The following is an 18,879-nucleotide window of genomic DNA, read 5'->3' as shown; positions in this document are numbered from 1 at the left end:
ATGATCTATGCGTTTTCGCGTTGGGATTCAAACACAACTGCGACAGAGTTTATGAAAGGGTGACGGATGTCACGCATTTTCGACGGGAACGCCCGCTACGAATCCGCGCATCCTCATCAAGTTGGCCGCCAATGCCAGTCAATCTTCCGTGACGCGCGGCGTCAGCAGGCCGAGTTCCTCGAGATCGATGTCGGTCAGCGCATCCTCGTCGTCGGTCAATGCGTCGGGATCGGCCGGCGGCTGCGGAATGGAGAAATTCGACGGCATGCGGCCCGAAAGCAGTCCAGCCCCCTTCAGTTCCTCCATGCCAGGAAGATCGCGAATCTCTTCCAGCGCGAAATGGTCGAGGAAGGTCTCCGTCGTACCGTAGGTCACAGGGCGTCCGGGCGTCTTTCGCCGGCCGCGCATGCGCACCCATTCCGTTTCCAGCAGCGTGTCGAGCGTACCTTTCGAGGTTTCGACGCCGCGGATGTCCTCGATCTCGGCACGCGTCACCGGCTGGTGATAGGCAATGATCGCCAGCACTTCGAGAGCCGCGCGGGAGAGCTTCCTTTGCTGGACGGTATCGCGGCTCATCAGGAAAGCCAGGTCGCCGGCGGTGCGGAACGCCCAGGCGTCGCCGACACGCACCAGATTGACGCCACGCCGCGCATAGATCTGCTGCAGCTCGGCCATGGCCAGGGCAATGTTGATGCCGTCAGGGAGGCGTGCCGCGAGCTGCTTTTCGCTGACGGGTTCGGCGCTGGCGAACACGATCGCCTCGGCCATGCGCACGGCCTCGGCCAGATACAGCCGCTCGGCCGGGTTCTGTAGCTGCTCGGCCGGATCCCGGGAAAGCGACTCCTCTTCGGGTGCATCGCCGACCTTGAACGGGATAACCGAAGCGTTGGCGCTTTCGCTCATGATGCCACCTCGACTGCCTTGATTGCCTGCGTGCGCCCGCGCAGGTAGATCGGCGCGAACGTCTGATCCTGCCGCACGTCCATCGTGCCGTCGCGCACCAGTTCCAATGTTGCCGCAAAAGAACTGGCGATTGCCGTGCGCCGCTCCTCGGGGCTGGTCATGTATGCGATCAGAAAACTTTCCAGCGCCGTCCAGTCGCTTGCAGCCCCGACCAGGCGGGTCAGGATGTCGCGCGCATCCTTGAGCGACCAGACACCGCGCCTGGCGATCGTCACATTGTTGATCGCCTGCTTCTGGCGTTGCTGGGCATAGGCGGTCAAGAGATCGTAGAGCGAGGCCGAATAGGCGTTACGCTTTTCGACGATGACCATTTCCGGCATGCCGCGCGCGAACACATCGCGGCCGAGCCGGTTGCGGTTGACCAGACGCGCCGAGGCGTCGCGCATGGCTTCCAGCCGCTTCAGGCGGAACTGCAGCACCGCCGCCAGTTCCTCACCGCTTTCGCCCTCGTCGCCGGGTTGCTTGGGGATCAGGAGCTTGGACTTGAGGAAGGCCAGCCACGCCGCCATCACCAGATAGTCGGCGGCAAGCTCCAGCCTGAGCGCCCTCGCCGTCTCGACAAAGGTCAGATATTGCTCGACCAGCGCCAGGATCGAAATGCGAGCCAGATCGACCTTCTGGGTGCGGGCAAGATGCAGCAGAAGATCGAGCGGACCTTCGAAGCCGGCCACGTCGACAACCAGCGACGGGTCGCCGGTAACGCGTGAATCGTCATTCTCGGCCCACAGACGGTCCATCGGTGCGGCCTTCGAGGCCTTGCTTTCCAATGTCTCCGCCACTCCGTCACTTTCCCTTTGCTATGCCACCGCATCGAAGTAGGTGGCGAATTCGGCACGTATTTCGGTTTCTTCGACCGTGTCACGGTTCTTTATATAGGTCAGCGCCCGCTTGGCGCGCTCCAACGACGTGCCCTCAAGCCCCGTGGTGCGCGATGCGATGCCCGCCATCTCCTCGAAAACGCCGTTGCAGTGAAGGACCAGATCGCAGCCCGCCGCAAGGATCGAGGCCGCCTTTGTCGGGAAATCCCCAGAAAGTGCCTTCATCGAGGTGTCGTCGCTCATCAGCAGTCCGTCGAAGCCGATTTCGCGCCGGATGATCTCGTCGATGACCTTGCCGGAGGTGGTCGCCGGATTGTTGGGGTCGATCGCGCTGTAGACGACATGGGCTGTCATCGCCATCGGCAGATGGCTAAGCTCCTTGAACGGGGCGAAATCATGCCGCTGCAGATCGCTGAGCGAGGCATTGACCACCGGCAGTTCGAAATGCGTGTCGGCAAAGGCACGTCCATGGCCCGGAATATGCTTCATGACCGGCAGCACGCCGCCCGACATCAGCCCTTCCGCGGCTGCGCGGCCGAGCTCGATCACCGGTCGCGGATCCTTGCCATAGGCCCGCGCGCCGATGACATCGCTGGCGCCTTCGATCGGCACGTCGAGCACCGGCAGGCAATCGGCTGTGATGCCGTAGCGCAGCAGGTCGAAGGCATGCAGCCGCGCCATCAGCCAGGCCGCGCGGGCGCCGGCATCATGATCGTCGCGCCACAGCGCGCCGAGCGCGCCGCCGGCGGGATAGTTCGGTGCCAGCGGCGGTCGCAAGCGCTGCACACGGCCGCCTTCCTGATCGATGAACACCAGCGCGTCCGGACGCCCTATGCAGTCCCGCATCTCGGAGACCAGATCGCGGATCTGTTCGGTCTCGCCAATGTTGCGCGCAAACAGGATGAAGGCCCACGGGCATTCATTGCGATAGAAATTGATTTCTTCGCGGGTAAGCGATTTCCCGGCACAGCCGAGGATCATGGATTTTGATTCGGTCATGTCGGCAGTTTAGGGCTTTGTGCGATCAAAGGGAATCGCCAGGGACTCATCCGGGATAACGCCGGATCTGCTTTCCCCATGAAAAAAGCCGGCGCGGTGGACCGCGCCGGCTTTTGATGGTTGGCCCCGGCTTTAGCGCGAGACGAAGCAGTTGCCGCCGGCGGCCTTGTAGCTGGTGCACAAATTGATCGCGTCATTGCGTGACTGGGCCGGAACGCGCACGCGGTAGAACGTGCCTTTGCCGGCGATCTCGGCCTTGACGATGTTGGCGGTACGCCCGGCAAGCACACTGCCATAGCGGCGCTGCAGATCCTGATAGCTGGACTGGGCGCTTTCGACGGTCGGCTGCGAGGCGATCTGCATCGACCACGAGCCACCGCCGGCCGCGGTCGATGCGGGATCTATGGACGCAACCTGATCGGGCTTGACCTCGCCGACAACATCGACCGGCTGGTCGGACGGACGCTGCGGCGCGAGCGGAACCTTTGCCGGCGTGTTCGCCGATTGGGCCTCGGCTTTCGGCTTGGCGACCGGCTTGAGGGCCGGCTCGTCGTCCGCCTGGGCGGCGGCAGGCGCCACGGTGCCGGTCTGGTCCGCGTCGGCTTGCGCCGCCGGAGCAACATGCTGCGGCGCCGGATCGACCGGCTCGGTGGCGGCCACTAGCGGCGCTGCCGGATCTTCACGCGGCACCAGCGAACCGTCCGACTTGACCACCATGGTCCTCACCTTGCGCGGCGCAACGGCGACGACATCGGCATTGGTGCCCTTGTCGGCATCCTGCAGCACCTGCGCAATGCGGTCCTCGGACTTGGGCGCGGGCGCCGTATTGTCGGCAGAAGCGTTGTCGGCCGAAGCGGCGCCGGCCATCGGCGCGGCATTGCCGACATCGGTTCCAGCGGCGGCTGCATTCTGGTCCGGCGAAAGGTCGATGGCGCGGGCCGGATCTTTCGCCTGGACGTCCACTGGCTCTTCGACGTTGGTGACCAGCTTTTCCTGGACCGGCTCGGCTGGCTTGGCGCCCCTGACCGCGTCGTAGACCTTGTTGTCCTGATTGGGCACCACGGCGCCGCCCGGATTCTCCGGCTTGACCTTGATCGGCGCGTTGTCGGCCTTGACGATGACAGGCGCTTCGCTGCCGCCCTTGCCGCCAAAGGACAGCGCAAAGGCCCCGAGACCGCCTGCGACCGCGACCGCGCCGACAATCGCGGCGATGAACAGTCCGCGTCCGCGCGTCGGCCTCCCGGCCTCACGCTCGCCGAGACCCGGAACAGCCATAGCCTCGTCGAGTTCGGGATCGTAGTCGAGTTCATCGACAGTAAAATCATCGGCTTGCGAAACCGGCTGGCTCCCTGGCAGGCCGTCGAGGTCGAAGCCGGAGGCGTCGGCATAACCCGTGGGCGCCGCCGCGCGGGCGGACATGTCCATCGGCCGCGCGGCATAGGTCCGCGCTTCCGGCTCATAGCCCGGCTTGACCCCGTCATAGCCCGGCTTGACCCCGTCATATGCCGGCTTGACGCTGTCATAGCCCGGCTTGAAGCCCGCGGCATAGGAGTCATCATCGTAAGACGCGCTGGCCACATTGCTCGTGGGAACAGGAGCGACCTCCACCGCGTTCATCTCGGAGAGAAGGCTGGAGAACTCCGCATCGAGATCGTCGTAGCCAGACGACGCCGGCTGGTCTTCCTCGAAGTGCAGTTCGGGAATATCGAGATCGTCGGCCAGCGCGACGACACGCTCGGGTACATCGACCGTTTCGACGTCGGGCATGTCTTCGTAATGCGCAGGCTGGCGCGATTGGGGCGCCGACACCGGGGCAGCGGGAGCCACCGCCTCGACCGGCTCGGACGAACGGTAGGACGTCTGGCGGCGACTGCCGGCGCGGCGGCCACGGATGCCACCGAAGCGGCCGGCTGAGCAAACGCAGGCTGAGCACTGAATGACGGCTGCTGCGGAACGGGCGTCACGCGGCTCCACGAACGCGTCGGCTCTGCCGGTTGGGAACGCTCCGCAAGCCAATCGAGAGAATCCGCCGAATTGTCCCGGTCAGCGGCTTCGTCACGCGGATCAAAATCCTTGGGCAAAGCCGCGTCGAACGCATCATCGTCGAAATCGACATCGCCAGCCGTGTGCCAAGTCGTATCCTGGAGTTCATCAAGCATAAGGTCGTCAATATCCGCATCGGCCGCTTGGGCCGTGCCAACATGCCGGTCCTGCTCAGGCGCGGGTTCGTCAAGATCCCAGTCGAGGTCGCCGACAAGATCGGCCGGTTCCTCGGCGGGCTCGGCAACAGGCGGCAGGGCGGCGACAGCCGGCTGAGCCGTGACGGGCTCACTGGCCACCGGCGCCGTGCGTGCCGTCATGGCACCCAGCAGCGCATTCAACTCGTCTTCCAGGCTCCGTTCGTCCGCGGCCGGGGCATGCGCCGCCGGCGCAACATGAGCCTCTGGCGCCGCCGGCTGGACCGTAGCGGCAGCAACCTCGGCGACCGGCTCTTCGGCCGTTTCGGCAAACGCGTCGTCCAAACTTAGGTCGAAAGCATCGTCCGACATGCCTTCAGGGATGGGAATATCGCCGTTCGCGTCAGTGATATCGACAAGCGCATCATGCGCGTGCGGCTCGTCGAAGGCATTCGGCTCATCCGCGCGAACGTCGAAATCCATGTCGACATCAGCCATCGCGTCGTCGAAATGGCCGGCAAAGCTCTCATCGGAGATTGCATGCCCGTCACGCGCCGCCTGCTCCGGCATGGGATACTCGACGGGCTCGGCGGCCATGGATGACTGTTCGGCCGCCGAATGGTCGTCGAGCACCAGCTCGTCTTCAAGCGAGACTGCCACCGCATCGTCGAAATGTTCATCGGAGGCAACTGGCTCGATAGAAGCGGGCGTGTCGGCAACGGCGTACTGGGCCTCTTCAGCGTACTGGGCCTCTTCGGCTTCCTCATTGATCCGGAGATCCTGGTCGAGCGAAATGGCCAGCTCGTCCGCCATCGAATGATCGTCCTCGAAGGGAGAGACGTCCTCAAGCGAACCGGCGACGGCATCGTCAAAATCAGACGCGAAAGCCGGCTCGACGGACGGCGCCGCTTCAGCTGCGACCGCATGGCTGGCGCCCGCGACGTGATCGTCTATCTCAGCCATGTCCAGTTGGAAATCGTTGTCGAGCGACACCGAAAGCTCATCGTCCATCGCGCTGGCGTCAGCCGCTTCGAATGCCGGCTCATGCACGAAGGTCGGCTCATGAGCCTGAACAACCGGAGCGGCGTCGCTGTCGTCAGCGCCGAACTCGCCCATCATTTCTTTCTCGAGATCGATATCGAAATCGCCCTCTTCGAGCCCGTGATCGGCGGCTGGGGCCTGCGGCTGGGCGGGCGATTGCGGCCTGACCGGCTGGCGCGGGTCGAATCCCATGATCCTGGTCAGTTCCGCGAACGGATCATCGTCAGCGATGTCGTTGTTGTCGGCTACTCTCAGCTGGGTTCTGTCTGCCATTATTGTTCCCGAACTCGCACTCATTCGGACGCCATGGACGTCGCGTAGGGTTGGCCCTTACCAGCGCAATGTGGGCAAAAGGTGACAGGTTATTTAGTCAAACCTAACGCATTTCGGTGGGCGCGGCGGCTCCGATCAACGTCAGGCCGGACGTCAAAACGTCCGAAACAGCCTGCACCAGCCCTAGTCTGGCATGCGTCAATTGTCGGTCGTTAACCTTAACAAAACGTAAGTCCGGATTATCCGTGCCACGGTTCCAGTGTCCGTGGAAGCTGGAGGCCAGATCATAGAGGTAAAATGCCAGCCGATGCGGCTCGAGCGCAAGGGCGGCGGACTCGATCAGCCGCGGGTATTCGGCAAGCTTGCGGATCAGGCCGATCTCGCCCTCGTCGGTCAGCAATGCCGCGGCCGACGCCAGGCTGTTGCGGTCGAAATTGGCTTCGCCCAGTTGCTCGCTCGCCTGCCGGAACACCGAATGACAGCGCGCCGAGGCGTACTGGACATAGAACACCGGATTGTCCTTGGACTGCTCGGTCACCTTGGCGAAGTCGAAATCCAGGGGCGCATCGTTCTTGCGGTAGAGCATCATGAAGCGGATCGCGTCGCGACCGACCTCCTCCACCACTTCGCGCAACGTCACGAAATCGCCCGACCGCTTCGACATGCGCACCGGTTCGCCCTCGCGAAACAGCTTGACCAGATTGCACAGCAGGACAGTGAGCTTCACCTCGTCGCCGGCAATCGCCCGCGCCAGGGCCTCCAGCCGCTTGACGTAGCCGCCATGGTCGGCGCCGAGCACATAGATCAGGTCGACGAAACCGCGATCGACCTTGTCCTTGAGATAAGCGACGTCGGCGGCGAAATAGGTGAACGAGCCATCGGACTTGACCAGCGCCCGGTCCATGTCGTCGCCGACCGCGGTCGAGCGGAACAGCGTCTGCTCGCGATCCTCCCAATCGTCGGGCTTCTCGCCCTTGGGCGGCGGCAGCTTGCCCTTGTAGATATGGCCCTTCAGCGTCAGATCGTTGATCGCAGAGCGGATCTTCCTGGCTTTGTCGGCGTGCAGCGTGCGCTCGGAGAAGAACACGTCGTGATGCACGTTGAGCATCGCAAGGTCCTCGCGGATCATCGCCATCATCGCGTCGATGGTGCGATCCTTGACGATGGCGAGCGCCTCGTCATCGGGCATCTGCAGAAGCGAGCGGCCGAATTCCGCGACCAGCGCCTGGCCGACAGGCACCAGGTAATCGCCGGGATAGAGACCGGCAGGTATTTCGCCGATATCGTCGCCCAGCGCTTCGCGGTAACGCAGGAATGCGGAACGGCCGAGCACGTCGATCTGCGAGCCGGCGTCGTTGATGACATATTCCTTGGTCACGTCGTAGCCGGCGAAGGCCATCAGATTGGCAAGCGCGTCGCCGACGACAGCACCCCGGCAATGGCCGACATGCATCGGCCCGGTCGGATTGGCCGAGACATATTCGACATTGGTCTTCCTGCCGCCGCCAACCGTCGAGCGGCCATAGCTGCGGCCCTCGCCGAGCAGTGCGGTCAGATGTGCCTGCCAGAAGCCGTCCTTCAGCCTGAGATTGACGAAACCGGGCCCGGCCACTTCCGTCGCCGCGACATCCTTGTCGTCACGCAGCGCCTGCGCCAGTCTTTCGGCCAGCGCGCGCGGGTTCTGGCCGGTCGGCTTGGCCAGCACCATCGCCGCATTGGTCGCCAGGTCGCCGTGGCTGGCGTCGCGCGGCGGCTCGACGGCAATGCGCGACAGGTCAGGCGAAACGCCGTCTTTGTCTTTCAGATCAAGCGCTTCGACGGCTTTTATGATTCGCGCGGTGAAATCGGCGAAGATGTTCATTTGTGTGACTCTGGGGTCTGGCTCTGGCGGCTTTGCAGCGAATCCGGCTCGTTGGCCGGCAAAATCGAGCCCGCCCTAGCCCAATTCAGGCGTATGGTCAAACAAACGCCGGTGTTCCTTGAGCGCGTAGGTGTCGGTCATACCCGCCAGGAAGTCGGCGACGCTGCGCGCCTTGATGCGGTCGTCGGCCCGATCCAGCCCCTCGCGCCAGCCGTCCGGCATGGCGCGCGGATCGGCGAAATAGGCGTCGAACAGATTTTTGACGATCTGCTCGGCGTCCGCGCGCACCCGCATGACCTCCGCGTGCCGGTAGAGGTGCTTGTACAGGAAGGCCTTCAGTTCTTTCTCCAAGGCAGCCATTTCGGCCGAGAAAACCACCATCGTCTCGCCAGTTGCCCTCACCGCATCTGCGCTCCGCGGCCTGATGCGATCGAGATTGGCGGTCGTCGACTTGATCACGTCCTCGACCATGGCGGTTATCTGCCGCCGCATCAGTTCGTGGCCGGTGCGCACATCATCGAGGGAGGGATAGCGTGCGTGAACGCCTTTCAGGATCGTTCCCGGCAGCGAAACCGTCTCCAGCATGTCCAGCGTCAGCAGCCCTGCCCTCAAACCGTCATCGATGTCATGCGTGTTGTAGGCGATATCGTCGGCGATCGCCGCGCACTGCGCCTCGATGCCGGCGAACCGGTCGAGTTCGAGATCGTGCAGTTCAGAGTAATCACGGATCGCCTGCGGCACCGGCCCTTTCAGACCCTTGCCGTTGGCGTCCGTCAGCGGCCCGTTGTGCTTGACCAGGCCTTCCAGCGTTTCCCAGGTCAGGTTCAGCCCATCGAACTCGGCGTAGCGCGCCTCCAGCCTCGTCACGATGCGCAGCGATTGCGCGTTGTGGTCGAAGCCGCCCCAGGCGGCCATCTTTTCGTTCAGCGCGTCCTCGCCGGTGTGGCCGAAGGGGGTGTGGCCGAAATCATGCACCAGCGCCACCGCCTCGGCGAGATCCTCGTCGCCGCGCAGCGCCCGTGCCAGGGCGCGCGCTATCTGCGCCACTTCGATCGAATGGGTCAGCCGGGTGCGATAATGGTCGCCTTCATGCGCGATGAAGACCTGCGTCTTGTGCTTGAGCCGCCGGAACGCCGTCGAATGGATGATGCGGTCACGGTCACGCTGGAATGGCGTGCGCGTCGGGCTTTCCACCTCGTCGAACAGCCGTCCGCGCGACTTTGCCGGATCGCAGGCATAGGCGGCGCGCGGCCGATAGCCGAATCCGATGTCGCCCAACTCGTTGGTCATGGCTGATGCTGCCGCAGTTGACTTAGCCAGGTTGACTTGGCCCCTCGCGCTTCATACCTATCATGTGAAACCGAAAGCAAGGTGACGCCCATGGGCGCTGATGCCAAGACTGCCATGAAAGTCGATATGACCGAGGCCGCCGCCAGGCGGATCGCCAGGATTGTCTCGAACGAGGCCGGCAAGACAGCGCTGCGCGTGTCGGTCGAAGGCGGCGGCTGCTCAGGCTTCTCCTACAAGTTCGATCTGGTCGATACGCGCAATGACGACGACGTCGCCATCGAGAAGGACGGCGCCACCGTGCTGATCGATGACCTGTCGCTGGTCTATATGGGCGGCTCTGTGATCGATTTCGTCGACGATCTGATGGGCCAGTCGTTCCAGATCCGCAATCCGAACGCCGTCGCCTCCTGCGGCTGCGGCACGAGTTTCTCCATATAGAATGCCTGCCATTGGTGCGGTCCGTCAGATCGCGCTGTCGGCTGGCCGTGATCTCGACACCACGCTGGCTTTCTGGCGCGACGTGCTCGGCATGGCGGTTCATGCGCGCTTTGATCCGCCGGGCATCGCCTTCATCATGGCCGGCGATATCAGGCTGCTGTTCACCGACGGCATACCGGCCGGAACCGTCTATCTCGACATATCGGGCCTCGATGACTTCCACGCCTCTGCGGTCGCGGCAGGCGTACCCTTCACCGCGCCGCCAACACTTGTCCATCGTGACACCGACGGCCAGTTCGGTCCAGCGGGGGAAAGCGAATGGATGGCCTTCCTAAAGGACCCGGCTGGCAATACGATTGGCCTCGTCGAACGCCATCCGCCGCAAGAAACCAACTGAACAGCATCGAGACCGCCATGAAAATCGTCACCTGGAACATCAACGGTGTCCGCGCCCGCATTGGCAATCTCACCCATTGGCTGACCGAGAGCGCACCCGACATCGTCTGCCTGCAGGAGATCAAGACCGTCGACGAGCAATTCCCGCGCGCCGAGATCGAGGCGCTTGGCTACAATGTCGAAACCCATGGCCAAAAGGGTTTCAACGGCGTCGCCCTGTTGTCGAAGCTGCGCTTCGACGAAGTCATCCGGGGCCTGCCCGGCGACGATGCCGATGAACAGGCGCGTTTCATCGAAGGCGTTTTCTCAACCGACAAGGGTGCCTTGCGCGTCGCCTCGCTCTATCTGCCGAACGGCAATCCAATCGATGATGAGAAGAAGTTTCCTTACAAGCTGTCCTGGATGGCGCGGCTGGAGCGCTGGGCCGAAGAACGGCTGAGACTTGAGGAGGCCCTGGTGCTCGCCGGCGACTACAACGTGATTCCCGAGCGGATCGACGCGCGGTTTCCGGAGAACTGGCTGGGCGACGCCCTGTTCCAGCCGCAGACGCGACAAGCCTTCCGCCGACTGCTCAACCTTGGTTTCACCGAGGCGGTGCGCGCGGTCACCGACGCGCCCGACACCTATACGTTCTGGGACTATCAGGCCGGCGCCTGGCAGAAGAACAACGGCATCCGCATCGACCACCTGCTTTTGTCGCCGGAAGCCGCCAACCGGTTTTCTTCCGCGTCGATCGAAAAGCACGTGCGCGCCTGGGAAAAACCGTCCGATCACGTCCCCGTGGCGATCGATCTCGCGCTTCAGCCGGCCTGAGAGAACCCTCGCCGGGCACGCAGGCGCTGGACCTCATATCGCCACATTTCGCGCCGTTCATTGCGGGCCAGCATGGCGGCTGGGGTTCCATGAGCACACGATTTCATCTTTGTCCGATCGGCCTGGCATTTGCCATGGCCGCTCCCGGTGCGGCATTTGCCGACCAGGAATGCTTGGCCAATGGAAAATCCTACCAGCTTGGCCAGGTCGCCTGCCTGACGGTGGCCGAGCAGAGCCATCTGGCCCGCTGCGACATGGTGCTCAACAACACATCGTGGACGAAGATCGGGGATAGCTGCCCGGAAAACACCTTGGCGCCACACCCCCATGTCACGCCGATCTCGACGCCGGCGCCCAGCATGGTGCCGACGGAGCCGATCGAGAATTGAGCCAATCTCCCCCTTGTGGGGAAGATCGGCAGTCAGCCGCCAGCAAAACTACTGGTCCGCGTTGTTGCCCTTGGTGAGGATATCATCGGCCAGCGAGATCGCGGTGCGGCGGTCGGCCTCGCCGGCGGTGGCGAATGCCTCTTCCTGCATGCCGCGGATCCAGGGCTGGTCAGCCGGCGAAGCGCGTTCGAGCGCTGCCGTCATCATCGCCAGGCCGCGAACGATCTTGCCGCTCTGGAACAACAAATGGCCCAGTGTCGCCTGGGCGCCGGCATGGCCTTTCTCGGCGGCGAGTTGGAACCAGCGCCCGGCCTGCTTGACACTGGCCTTCACGCCGCCCTCGCCCTTCAAGAACATCTGCCCCATCTCGAACTGCGCGTTCGGATTGCGGTAGTTGGCGGCGGCGCGCATGTAATATTCCTGGGCCGCCACCTCGTTCTCGGCGACCGGGCTGCCGGGAATGCCCGTGCGCAAATAGTCGCCAAGCGCCACCAGCGCGTCGGAGACATAGCTTTCCTCAGGCGAGCCGGGCTCGACGTCCTGGTCGACGATCTCGGAGAAGAACTTGAACGCCTCATAGTCGTCGCGCGCCACGCCGTCGCCCTCGGCATACATGCGGGCAAGCTTCCAGGTGGCACCGATCTGGCCGTTTTCGGCAGCGTATTTATAGGCCTCGGCAGCCTGTTCCTTGTGGCCGTTCTTGTAGGCGGAGAAGCCGAACTGGAAGACCGCCCAGGGGCTGGATTGCGGCTTCACCCCGGTCTTGTCGTCGAACACCTTGTCGTCGAAGGCCATGGCCTGGCCCACGGCGCCAAAGGTCGCGCCAAATGTGGCGGCCACGACCAGTGCCGAAAAGACAGACGACCTCAACAACTCAGATGTCCGCATAACAGTGTGTTTCTTTCGCACCGCCCGGATGGGTCACCGCGCCATCGCGCGCCGGCCCTACCGTCTGTGCATATTTCCATATCGCGCCCGACTGATAGTCGGTCGCGCGCGCCTTCCATGTCTTTGCCCTCGCCGCAAGTTCGCTATCGGACAATGCCACGTCGATCGTGCCGCTTACCGCGTCGATCGAGATCACGTCACCATCCCTGAGCAGTCCGATCGGGCCGCCCACGGCTGCCTCGGGGCCGACATGGCCGATGCAGAAACCGCGCGTCGCGCCCGAGAAGCGCCCGTCGGTGATCAGCGCCACCTTGCCGCCCATGCCCTGGCCGTATAGCGCTGCCGTCGTCGACAGCATCTCGCGCATGCCGGGGCCGCCGCGCGGCCCTTCGTAGCGGATGACGAGAACCTCGCCTTCCCTGTAGTTGCGATGCGTCACCGCCTCGAAACATTCCTCTTCCGAATCGAAGCAGCGTGCCGGGCCGGAGAACTTCAACTCCGCCATGCCCGCGACCTTCACGATCGCGCCTTCGGGGGCAAGGTTTCCCTTCAAGCCCACGACACCGCCGGTTTGGGTAATGGGTGTGTTGGCCGGGCGGACCACATCCTGATGCTCATTCCAGACAACGTGCTGCATGTTTTCGGCCAAAGTGCGGCCAGTCACGGTCATGCAATCACCATGCAGATAGCCGTGGTCGAGCAGCGTCTTCATCAGCAGCGGAATGCCGCCGGCCTCGAACATGTCCTTGGCGACATATTTGCCGCCCGGCTTGAGGTCGGCGATGTAAGGCGTCTTCTCGAAGATCTTGGCCACGTCGAACAGGTCGAACTTGATGCCGGCCTCGTGGGCGATCGCCGGCAGATGCAGTGCCGCGTTGGTCGAACCGCCGGTGGCCGAGACCACGGTGGCCGCATTCTCCAGCGCCTTCAGCGTGACGATGTCGCGCGGCCGGATGTTTTTCGCGATCAGCTCCATGATCTTTTCGCCGGAGGCGAAATTGAACCGGTCGCGCATTTCATAGGGGGCCGGCGCGCCACAGGAATAGGGCAGCGCCAGGCCGATCGCCTCGGCAACGGTGGCCATGGTGTTGGCGGTGAACTGGGCGCCGCAGGAGCCGGCAGACGGGCAGGCCGCCTGCTCGATTTCGAGAAGTTCGGCATCATCGATGGTGCCTACCGAGTGCTGGCCAACCGCCTCGAACACATCCTGCACGGTGATCTGGCGGCCGCGATAGCTGCCGGGCAGGATCGAACCGCCATAGATGAAGATCGACGGCACGTTGAGCCGCACCATGGCCATCATCATGCCGGGCAGCGACTTGTCGCAGCCGGCCAGCCCGACCAGCGCATCGTAGCAATGGCCGCGCATGGTGAGTTCGACCGAATCGGCGATGACCTCGCGCGACACCAGCGACGACTTCATGCCCTGGTGACCCATGGCGATGCCGTCGGTGACGGTGATGGTGCAGAATTCGCGCGGCGTGCCGCTGGCGGACGCGACGCCCTTCTTGACCACCTGCGCCTGACGCATCAGCGAGATGTTGCAGGGCGCCGCCTCGTTCCAGCAGGAGGCGACCCCGACCAGCGGCTGCGCAATCTCGGCCGCCGACAAACCCATGGCATAGAGATAGGAACGATGCGGCGCACGCGCCGGACCGACGGTCACATAGCGGCTAGGGAGCTTAGCCTTGGAGATGACTTTGGCGTCCATATTCTTCCTTGCCCCATCTTCCCTGCAAATGGGGCGGAGCGGCTGCCCCCTCGCCGAGCCTTTTGGCGCGTGTCCCGAGACAAGATCGAGGTGCGCCGGGTTTATGGCGGGAAATAGGCAATTTCCTCAGCCCGGCTTCCAGCGCAGGGGTTGCTCAGAAAGTGTTGCCAAAACATCACAATAGCAGGAGGCGAAAGCGGTACGGATAATATGCAACGCAGCTTGGATGAGACAAATCGGGGCGATGCGATCCCAAACAAAAAAAGGCCGGTTAATCCCCGGCCTTTTGTTATAATTGTCAGAGACTTAGAACTTGATCTTAAGGCCACCTGAAATCGCCGTGACCAGATCGTTGCCGAAGTCGTAGCTGACATCCGTGCCGGCGACGTATCCGTTCTCACCAGCCAACGCTCCAGAATGGCCGCTGGTCAGCACCCCAACCGCGCCGGCCAGACGCACTTCGATGTTCGGCTTGGGCGTAAAGGCGACGCCGCCGCCCAGTGTCCAGGTATCGGTCTGCGAGCCATAGCCATGCGACGTGCCGCGATCCCAGGAAAGCTGGCCGGCAGCACTCCACTGATCGTTGAACTTGTGGCCAATGCCGCCGGTAACTGTCCAGCCGTCACGATACATCAGGTCCAGCGAGGTGATCTGGCCCGAATGGAGAGCATCACCCGTAACGCATGCCCCTGCGGGGGTACCTACGACGCAAATCGGAACGCTCTGCAGCAGGCTCCAATTGACCCACTTGAGCGAACCGAAGGCGAGCCAGCCTGGCGCAATGCCTGACTGCAATTTCAATTCGACTGTATCCGGCATGTATTGCGTTGAGCCGTAGATCGGAAGCACCACGCTGCCAACATGCGTCAAATCCAGCGTGCCCGAGATATTGTCGAGCTTGACCCGCGAATTGTAGACGAGGCTGGCGCGCAGTGCGATCTCGGGGATTTCATAGGCCAGGCCGGCGCGCCAGCCCCAGCCGGTCCCCTTGAGATCGACACGCCCGGTACCCTGGAAATCCGGCACCAGCGGCGATATCAGGTCCTGCTTGAAGCCATAGACTTCCTGGTAGTAGACGCCGCCGATGAAGCGAACCTGGCCTTTGCCGGCGTCCATCTTGTAGGAGCAGGTTGTGGCGTAGTTGTTGCTTTTGATGTCGGTTTCCATGTTGGACTGGGCACCGGCCCAAAGACCCGGATTTGTGTGCGCACCCCAAGGCTGGGAATAGTCGAACATACAGTCGACACCCTGGACGATCTGCGCCTTGACGCCGATCCGCGGCACCCAATAGCTCTCGCTGTCCTTCGCCGTGCTGCCCAGAGGCGTCAAATCGCCGTCGAGCGGGTTGGTGTCCACCGCATTCTTGAGCTTGCGTTGCGGCATCACATAGGTCGATTCGGCTTCGGTCGCGAACGGAGCCGGATCGAACAGCAAATCGATATCGTAACCGCCGCGCTCCAGGCCGCCGGCATGTGCCGGATTCATCGCCGTCCCGATCAAAGCCAGCGAAAAGCAGCCCGCCCCCAGCAGCGCCTTCAGTCGCAGAATAGTCATGAAATGTCCTCCCCGAATTCGAGTGCATCAAGCTAGAACCAATTCAGGTTAACGGTGCAACAACGAATTCGCGGGCGTACATGTACACATTGGCCAGGCGCATTTTCGAGGAAATGCAACCTAGTGCGGCAAAGCCGTAAAATGGTCTGTGAAGGCTGAGCGGCTCTCAAAAAACAGAGAGAACCATCCAAAAAGGCTCGAAAACAGGCCTTTTTTGGGCTCCAGGAGCCGCATTGTTACATTATGGCAACAATGGGGCTAAAACTTCCGTTTACGTCAATATTAACGCAACGGCATGCAGATTTTCGACGCGAAAAACCAGCACTTTAGAGAGGGCTAAAGTCTCGCGAATCTATCCTCAACCGGCGTCGCGAACCCTGGCCAACGCGACCGACAGCTTGTCCTGCGCATCGCGGTATTCAGCAAGCTTTTCACGCTCGGCATCGACGATCTCGGCCGGCGCGCTGGCGACGAACCTTTCGTTCGACAGCTTCTTGTGCAGCCGCGCGATCTCCTCGGTCACCTTGGCCAGTTCCTTCTGCAGCCGAGCGGCCTCGGCGGCGAGGTCGATCAGGCTGCCAAGCGGCAGGCAGATCGTCGCCTCGTTGAGCACGATCTGCGCCGAACCCTTGGGCGCGACATCGGCAAGCGAGATGTCGCCGACCCGCGCCAGCCGCTTGATCGCCGATTCTTCGCGGACAAGTCGTTCGCGTGTCACAGCGTTGGCGCCGACCACGACGAGCGGTGCAATGGCTGCCGGCGGCACGTTCATCTCCGAGCGCACCGAGCGGATGCCGGAGACGAGATCGACCAGCCAATTGATGTCGGCTGCAGCCTCGGCGTCTTCGAAGTCCGGCGACGGCCACGCGGCGTGGCACAGCAGCGAGGGGCGTTGCTTGCCTTCGCCAGCGGTCTGCGCCCACAGTTCCTCGGTCATGAACGGCATCATCGGATGCAGCAGCTTATAGATCTCGTCGAGCACGAAGGCGACGCAGGCACGGCTTTCGGCTTTGGCCGCCTCGTCGGTGCCCATGAACACCGGCTTCAGCAATTCCAGATACCAGTCGCAGAACAGGTTCCAGACGAAGCGGTAGGCGGCACCCGCCGCCTCGTTGAAGCGGTATGAGGTGATGCCGTCGGTGATCTCGCGCGCCGCGCGCGTCAGCTCGGTCAGGATCCAGCGGTTGACCGCCAGCCTGGCGTCGTTCAGCCAGAAATCGTCATTGCGCGCGACCTCGTTCATTTCGGCAAAACGCGTCGCGTTCCACAGCTTGGTGCCGAAATTGCGATAGCCGGCGATGCGCGCCGGATCGAGCTTCACGTCACGGCCTTGTGCCGCCATCACCGTCAGGGTGAAGCGCAGTGCATCCGCGCCATATTCGTCGATAAGGTCGAGCGGATCGATGACGTTGCCTTTCGACTTCGACATCTTCTGCCCGTTCTTGTCGCGCACCAGCGCATGGACATAGACGGTGTGGAATGGCTCCTCGTCCATGAAGTGCAGACCCATCATCATCATGCGGGCGACCCAGAAGAAGATGATGTCGAAGCCTGTCACCAGCACGTCGGTCTGGTAGTAGGTCTTCAGCTCGGGCGTCTCGTCGGGCCAACCCAGCGTCGAAAACGGCCACAGCGCCGATGAGAACCAGGTGTCCAGCACATCCTCGTCGCGGGTCAGGATCTCGCCCGGCTTGAAGTTCTCCAGCTTGTCCTCGACCCAGGCCTTCCACGGTCCTTCCAGCGCCAGATAAAATTCGATCGCGGCGCTCAGCGCCTCTTCCTCGGTCTTCTCGACGAAGACGCGCCCGTCCGGCCCGTACCAGGCCGGGATCTGGTGACCCCACCACAGCTGGCGCGAGATGCACCAGGGCTGGATGTTCTCCATCCAGTCGAAATAGGTCTTCTCCCAGTTCTTCGGCACGAAGTTCGTGCGACCTTCGCGCACGGAAGCGATCGCCGGCTTGGCCAGTTCCGCCGCATTGGCATACCATTGCTCGGTCAGGAATGGCTCGATCGGCACGCCTCCGCGATCGCCATGCGGCACGGCGTGGCGATGCGGCTCAACCTTTTCGAGGAAGCCGCCCTCTTCCATCAACTCGACGATCTTCTTGCGTGCGACGAAGCGATCGAGGCCGTCGAGTTCGTCCCAGACAAGCTGGCGCTCCGGCGTCACCTCGAGACCGGCAAGGAAATCCTCATTATCCCTGAGGCTCACCGCCGCCTCCGTGGTCAGGATATTGATCGCCGGCAGCTTGTGGCGCTTGCCGACCTCGAAGTCGTTGAAGTCATGCGCCGGCGTGATCTTGACCGCGCCCGAACCCTTTTCCGGATCGGAATACTCGTCCGCCACCACGGGAATCCTGCGACCGACGATCGGCAGGACGATGTTCTTGCCGACCAGATGCCGGAAGCGCTCGTCGTCAGGGTGCACGGCGACGGCCGTGTCGCCCAGCATCGTCTCCGGGCGCGTCGTCGCCACGGTGATGAAGGTTGTTGGGTTTTCCGGGTCGAAGACCTGGCCCTCTATGGGATAGCGGAAGTGCCAGAGATTGCCGTTGACCTCCTGCTGCTCGACCTCGAGATCGGAGATCGCGGTGAGCAGCTTGGGGTCCCAGTTCACAAGGCGCTTGTCCTTGTAGATCAGCCCTTCCTTGTAGAGCGTGACGAACACTTCGAGCACGGCTTTGGACAGGCCTTCGTCCATGGTGAAGCGTTCGCGTGACCAGTCGGCCGAGGCGCCCAGCCGCTTCAGCTGGTTGAAGATGGCGCCGCCGGATTCGGCCTTCCACTCCCACACTTTCTCGATAAACTGCTCGCGGGTCAGGTCGCGGCGATGGATTTGCTTTTCCATCAGCTGGCGCTCGACAACCATCTGCGTGGCAATACCGGCATGGTCCATGCCCGGCTGCCACAGGACGTTCTTGCCGCGCATTCGCTCGAAGCGCACCAATATATCCTGCAGCGTGTTGTTGAGCGCGTGGCCCATATGCAGCGAGCCGGTAACGTTCGGCGGCGGGATGACGATCGTAAATGCTTCCGCCCCCTCCTCGGCGCCGGCACCGGCGCGAAACGCGTCGGCCTCTTCCCAGACTTTGGCGATCTTCGGCTCGACGGTTTTGGCGTCGTAGGTCTTTTCAAGCATGGGAAAATGGTCCGCGCTGTCGGGAGTTTTGCTGGTCCGGTGTAAATCGGAAGGTTTTGGCCAAGTCAACCGCAAGGGCTGTCTCGAACCCTCACAACCAGATAGGCGCGGCCTTGGTCATTTCAA

At 62.8% G+C, this 18,879-nt stretch carries 13 protein-coding genes and 1 pseudogene; 4 read left to right on the top strand and 10 right to left on the bottom strand.

The genetic code is table 11. The features are described from left to right. Positions 1-138 precede the first annotated feature (138 nt). The 6 genes and pseudogenes from scpB to EOB49_RS10185 all read right to left on the bottom strand — a co-directional run bounded on the left by scpB (position 139) and on the right by EOB49_RS10185 (position 9,422). Positions 139-903, bottom strand: a complete 765-nt coding sequence (gene scpB, locus EOB49_RS10210; RefSeq protein WP_127320712.1) for an SMC-Scp complex subunit ScpB — start codon at positions 901-903, stop codon at positions 139-141. Next, positions 900-1,700 (bottom strand): ScpA family protein, encoded by an 801-nt coding sequence (locus tag EOB49_RS10205; protein WP_050596706.1) that lies wholly within the window; start codon positions 1,698-1,700, stop codon positions 900-902. Before EOB49_RS10205 ends, scpB begins: the two co-directional genes overlap by 4 nt. 60 nt (positions 1,701-1,760) lie before the next feature. Continuing rightward, positions 1,761-2,780 carry a beta-N-acetylhexosaminidase gene (nagZ, locus tag EOB49_RS10200; protein ID WP_127380880.1) on the bottom strand — a complete coding sequence of 340 codons (1,020 nt, stop codon included), beginning with the start codon at positions 2,778-2,780 and terminating at the stop codon, positions 1,761-1,763. Positions 2,781-2,912: 132 nt separating this feature from the next. Then, positions 2,913-6,271, bottom strand: a pseudogene (locus tag EOB49_RS10195) (SPOR domain-containing protein). A 103-nt stretch (positions 6,272-6,374) separates the two neighbouring features. Further along, positions 6,375-8,132 (bottom strand): arginine--tRNA ligase, encoded by a 1,758-nt coding sequence (gene argS, locus EOB49_RS10190; protein WP_127380879.1) that lies wholly within the window; start codon positions 8,130-8,132, stop codon positions 6,375-6,377. A gap of 75 nt (positions 8,133-8,207) precedes the next feature. After that, on the bottom strand, positions 8,208-9,422 hold the full coding sequence (locus tag EOB49_RS10185) for a deoxyguanosinetriphosphate triphosphohydrolase (protein WP_127380878.1): 1,215 nt from the start codon (positions 9,420-9,422) through the stop codon (positions 8,208-8,210). Between the two features lie 90 nt (positions 9,423-9,512). On the opposite strand from EOB49_RS10185, the gene erpA reads away from it, so the two are divergent. From erpA to EOB49_RS10165, 4 genes are all read left to right on the top strand, one after another. Then, entirely contained in the window at positions 9,513-9,860 is a 348-nt protein-coding gene (erpA, locus tag EOB49_RS10180; RefSeq protein WP_127270656.1) for an iron-sulfur cluster insertion protein ErpA, read from the top strand. A gap of 1 nt (position 9,861) precedes the next feature. After that, complete coding sequence (locus EOB49_RS10175) at positions 9,862-10,257, top strand: VOC family protein (protein WP_127380877.1); 396 nt, start codon at positions 9,862-9,864, stop codon at positions 10,255-10,257. Positions 10,258-10,274: 17 nt separating this feature from the next. Continuing rightward, entirely contained in the window at positions 10,275-11,069 is a 795-nt protein-coding gene (gene xth, locus EOB49_RS10170) for an exodeoxyribonuclease III (protein WP_032901394.1), read from the top strand. Positions 11,070-11,158: 89 nt separating this feature from the next. After that, complete coding sequence (locus EOB49_RS10165; protein WP_127380876.1) at positions 11,159-11,458, top strand: hypothetical protein; 300 nt, start codon at positions 11,159-11,161, stop codon at positions 11,456-11,458. Positions 11,459-11,506: 48 nt separating this feature from the next. Here the strand turns inward: EOB49_RS10165 and EOB49_RS10160 are convergent, their stop codons facing one another. The 4 genes from EOB49_RS10160 to EOB49_RS10145 form a co-directional block, all read right to left on the bottom strand. Then, positions 11,507-12,346 carry a tetratricopeptide repeat protein gene (locus EOB49_RS10160; protein WP_127270686.1) on the bottom strand — a complete coding sequence of 280 codons (840 nt, stop codon included), beginning with the start codon at positions 12,344-12,346 and terminating at the stop codon, positions 11,507-11,509. Next, complete coding sequence (gene ilvD / locus EOB49_RS10155; RefSeq protein WP_127329521.1) at positions 12,333-14,057, bottom strand: dihydroxy-acid dehydratase; 1,725 nt, start codon at positions 14,055-14,057, stop codon at positions 12,333-12,335. Before ilvD ends, EOB49_RS10160 begins: the two co-directional genes overlap by 14 nt. A gap of 306 nt (positions 14,058-14,363) precedes the next feature. Further along, on the bottom strand, positions 14,364-15,611 hold the full coding sequence (locus tag EOB49_RS10150; protein ID WP_127267802.1) for an OmpP1/FadL family transporter: 1,248 nt from the start codon (positions 15,609-15,611) through the stop codon (positions 14,364-14,366). A gap of 358 nt (positions 15,612-15,969) precedes the next feature. Next, positions 15,970-18,753, bottom strand: a complete 2,784-nt coding sequence (locus tag EOB49_RS10145; RefSeq protein WP_127380875.1) for a valine--tRNA ligase — start codon at positions 18,751-18,753, stop codon at positions 15,970-15,972. Positions 18,754-18,879 lie beyond the last annotated feature (126 nt).

The organism is Mesorhizobium sp. M7A.F.Ca.MR.148.00.0.0 (genome assembly GCF_003997735.1).
GTDB lineage: Bacteria > Pseudomonadota > Alphaproteobacteria > Rhizobiales > Rhizobiaceae > Mesorhizobium.
This window is presented reverse-complemented; position numbering and strand designations above follow the sequence as displayed.

What these genes read in the sequence shown, in the direction of transcription:
- scpB (WP_127320712.1), bottom strand. Translation starts at nt 903, where the DNA reads ATGAGCGAAAGCGCCAACGCTTCGGTTATCCCGTTCAAGGTCGGCGAT.
- EOB49_RS10205 (WP_050596706.1), bottom strand. Translation starts at nt 1,700, where the DNA reads ATGGACCGTCTGTGGGCCGAGAATGACGATTCACGCGTTACCGGCGAC.
- nagZ (WP_127380880.1), bottom strand. Translation starts at nt 2,780, where the DNA reads ATGACCGAATCAAAATCCATGATCCTCGGCTGTGCCGGGAAATCGCTT.
- argS (WP_127380879.1), bottom strand. Translation starts at nt 8,132, where the DNA reads ATGAACATCTTCGCCGATTTCACCGCGCGAATCATAAAAGCCGTCGAA.
- EOB49_RS10185 (WP_127380878.1), bottom strand. Translation starts at nt 9,422, where the DNA reads ATGACCAACGAGTTGGGCGACATCGGATTCGGCTATCGGCCGCGCGCC.
- erpA (WP_127270656.1), top strand. Translation starts at nt 9,513, where the DNA reads ATGGGCGCTGATGCCAAGACTGCCATGAAAGTCGATATGACCGAGGCC.
- EOB49_RS10175 (WP_127380877.1), top strand. Translation starts at nt 9,862, where the DNA reads ATGCCTGCCATTGGTGCGGTCCGTCAGATCGCGCTGTCGGCTGGCCGT.
- xth (WP_032901394.1), top strand. Translation starts at nt 10,275, where the DNA reads ATGAAAATCGTCACCTGGAACATCAACGGTGTCCGCGCCCGCATTGGC.
- EOB49_RS10165 (WP_127380876.1), top strand. Translation starts at nt 11,159, where the DNA reads ATGAGCACACGATTTCATCTTTGTCCGATCGGCCTGGCATTTGCCATG.
- EOB49_RS10160 (WP_127270686.1), bottom strand. Translation starts at nt 12,346, where the DNA reads ATGCGGACATCTGAGTTGTTGAGGTCGTCTGTCTTTTCGGCACTGGTC.
- ilvD (WP_127329521.1), bottom strand. Translation starts at nt 14,057, where the DNA reads ATGGACGCCAAAGTCATCTCCAAGGCTAAGCTCCCTAGCCGCTATGTG.
- EOB49_RS10150 (WP_127267802.1), bottom strand. Translation starts at nt 15,611, where the DNA reads ATGACTATTCTGCGACTGAAGGCGCTGCTGGGGGCGGGCTGCTTTTCG.
- EOB49_RS10145 (WP_127380875.1), bottom strand. Translation starts at nt 18,753, where the DNA reads ATGCTTGAAAAGACCTACGACGCCAAAACCGTCGAGCCGAAGATCGCC.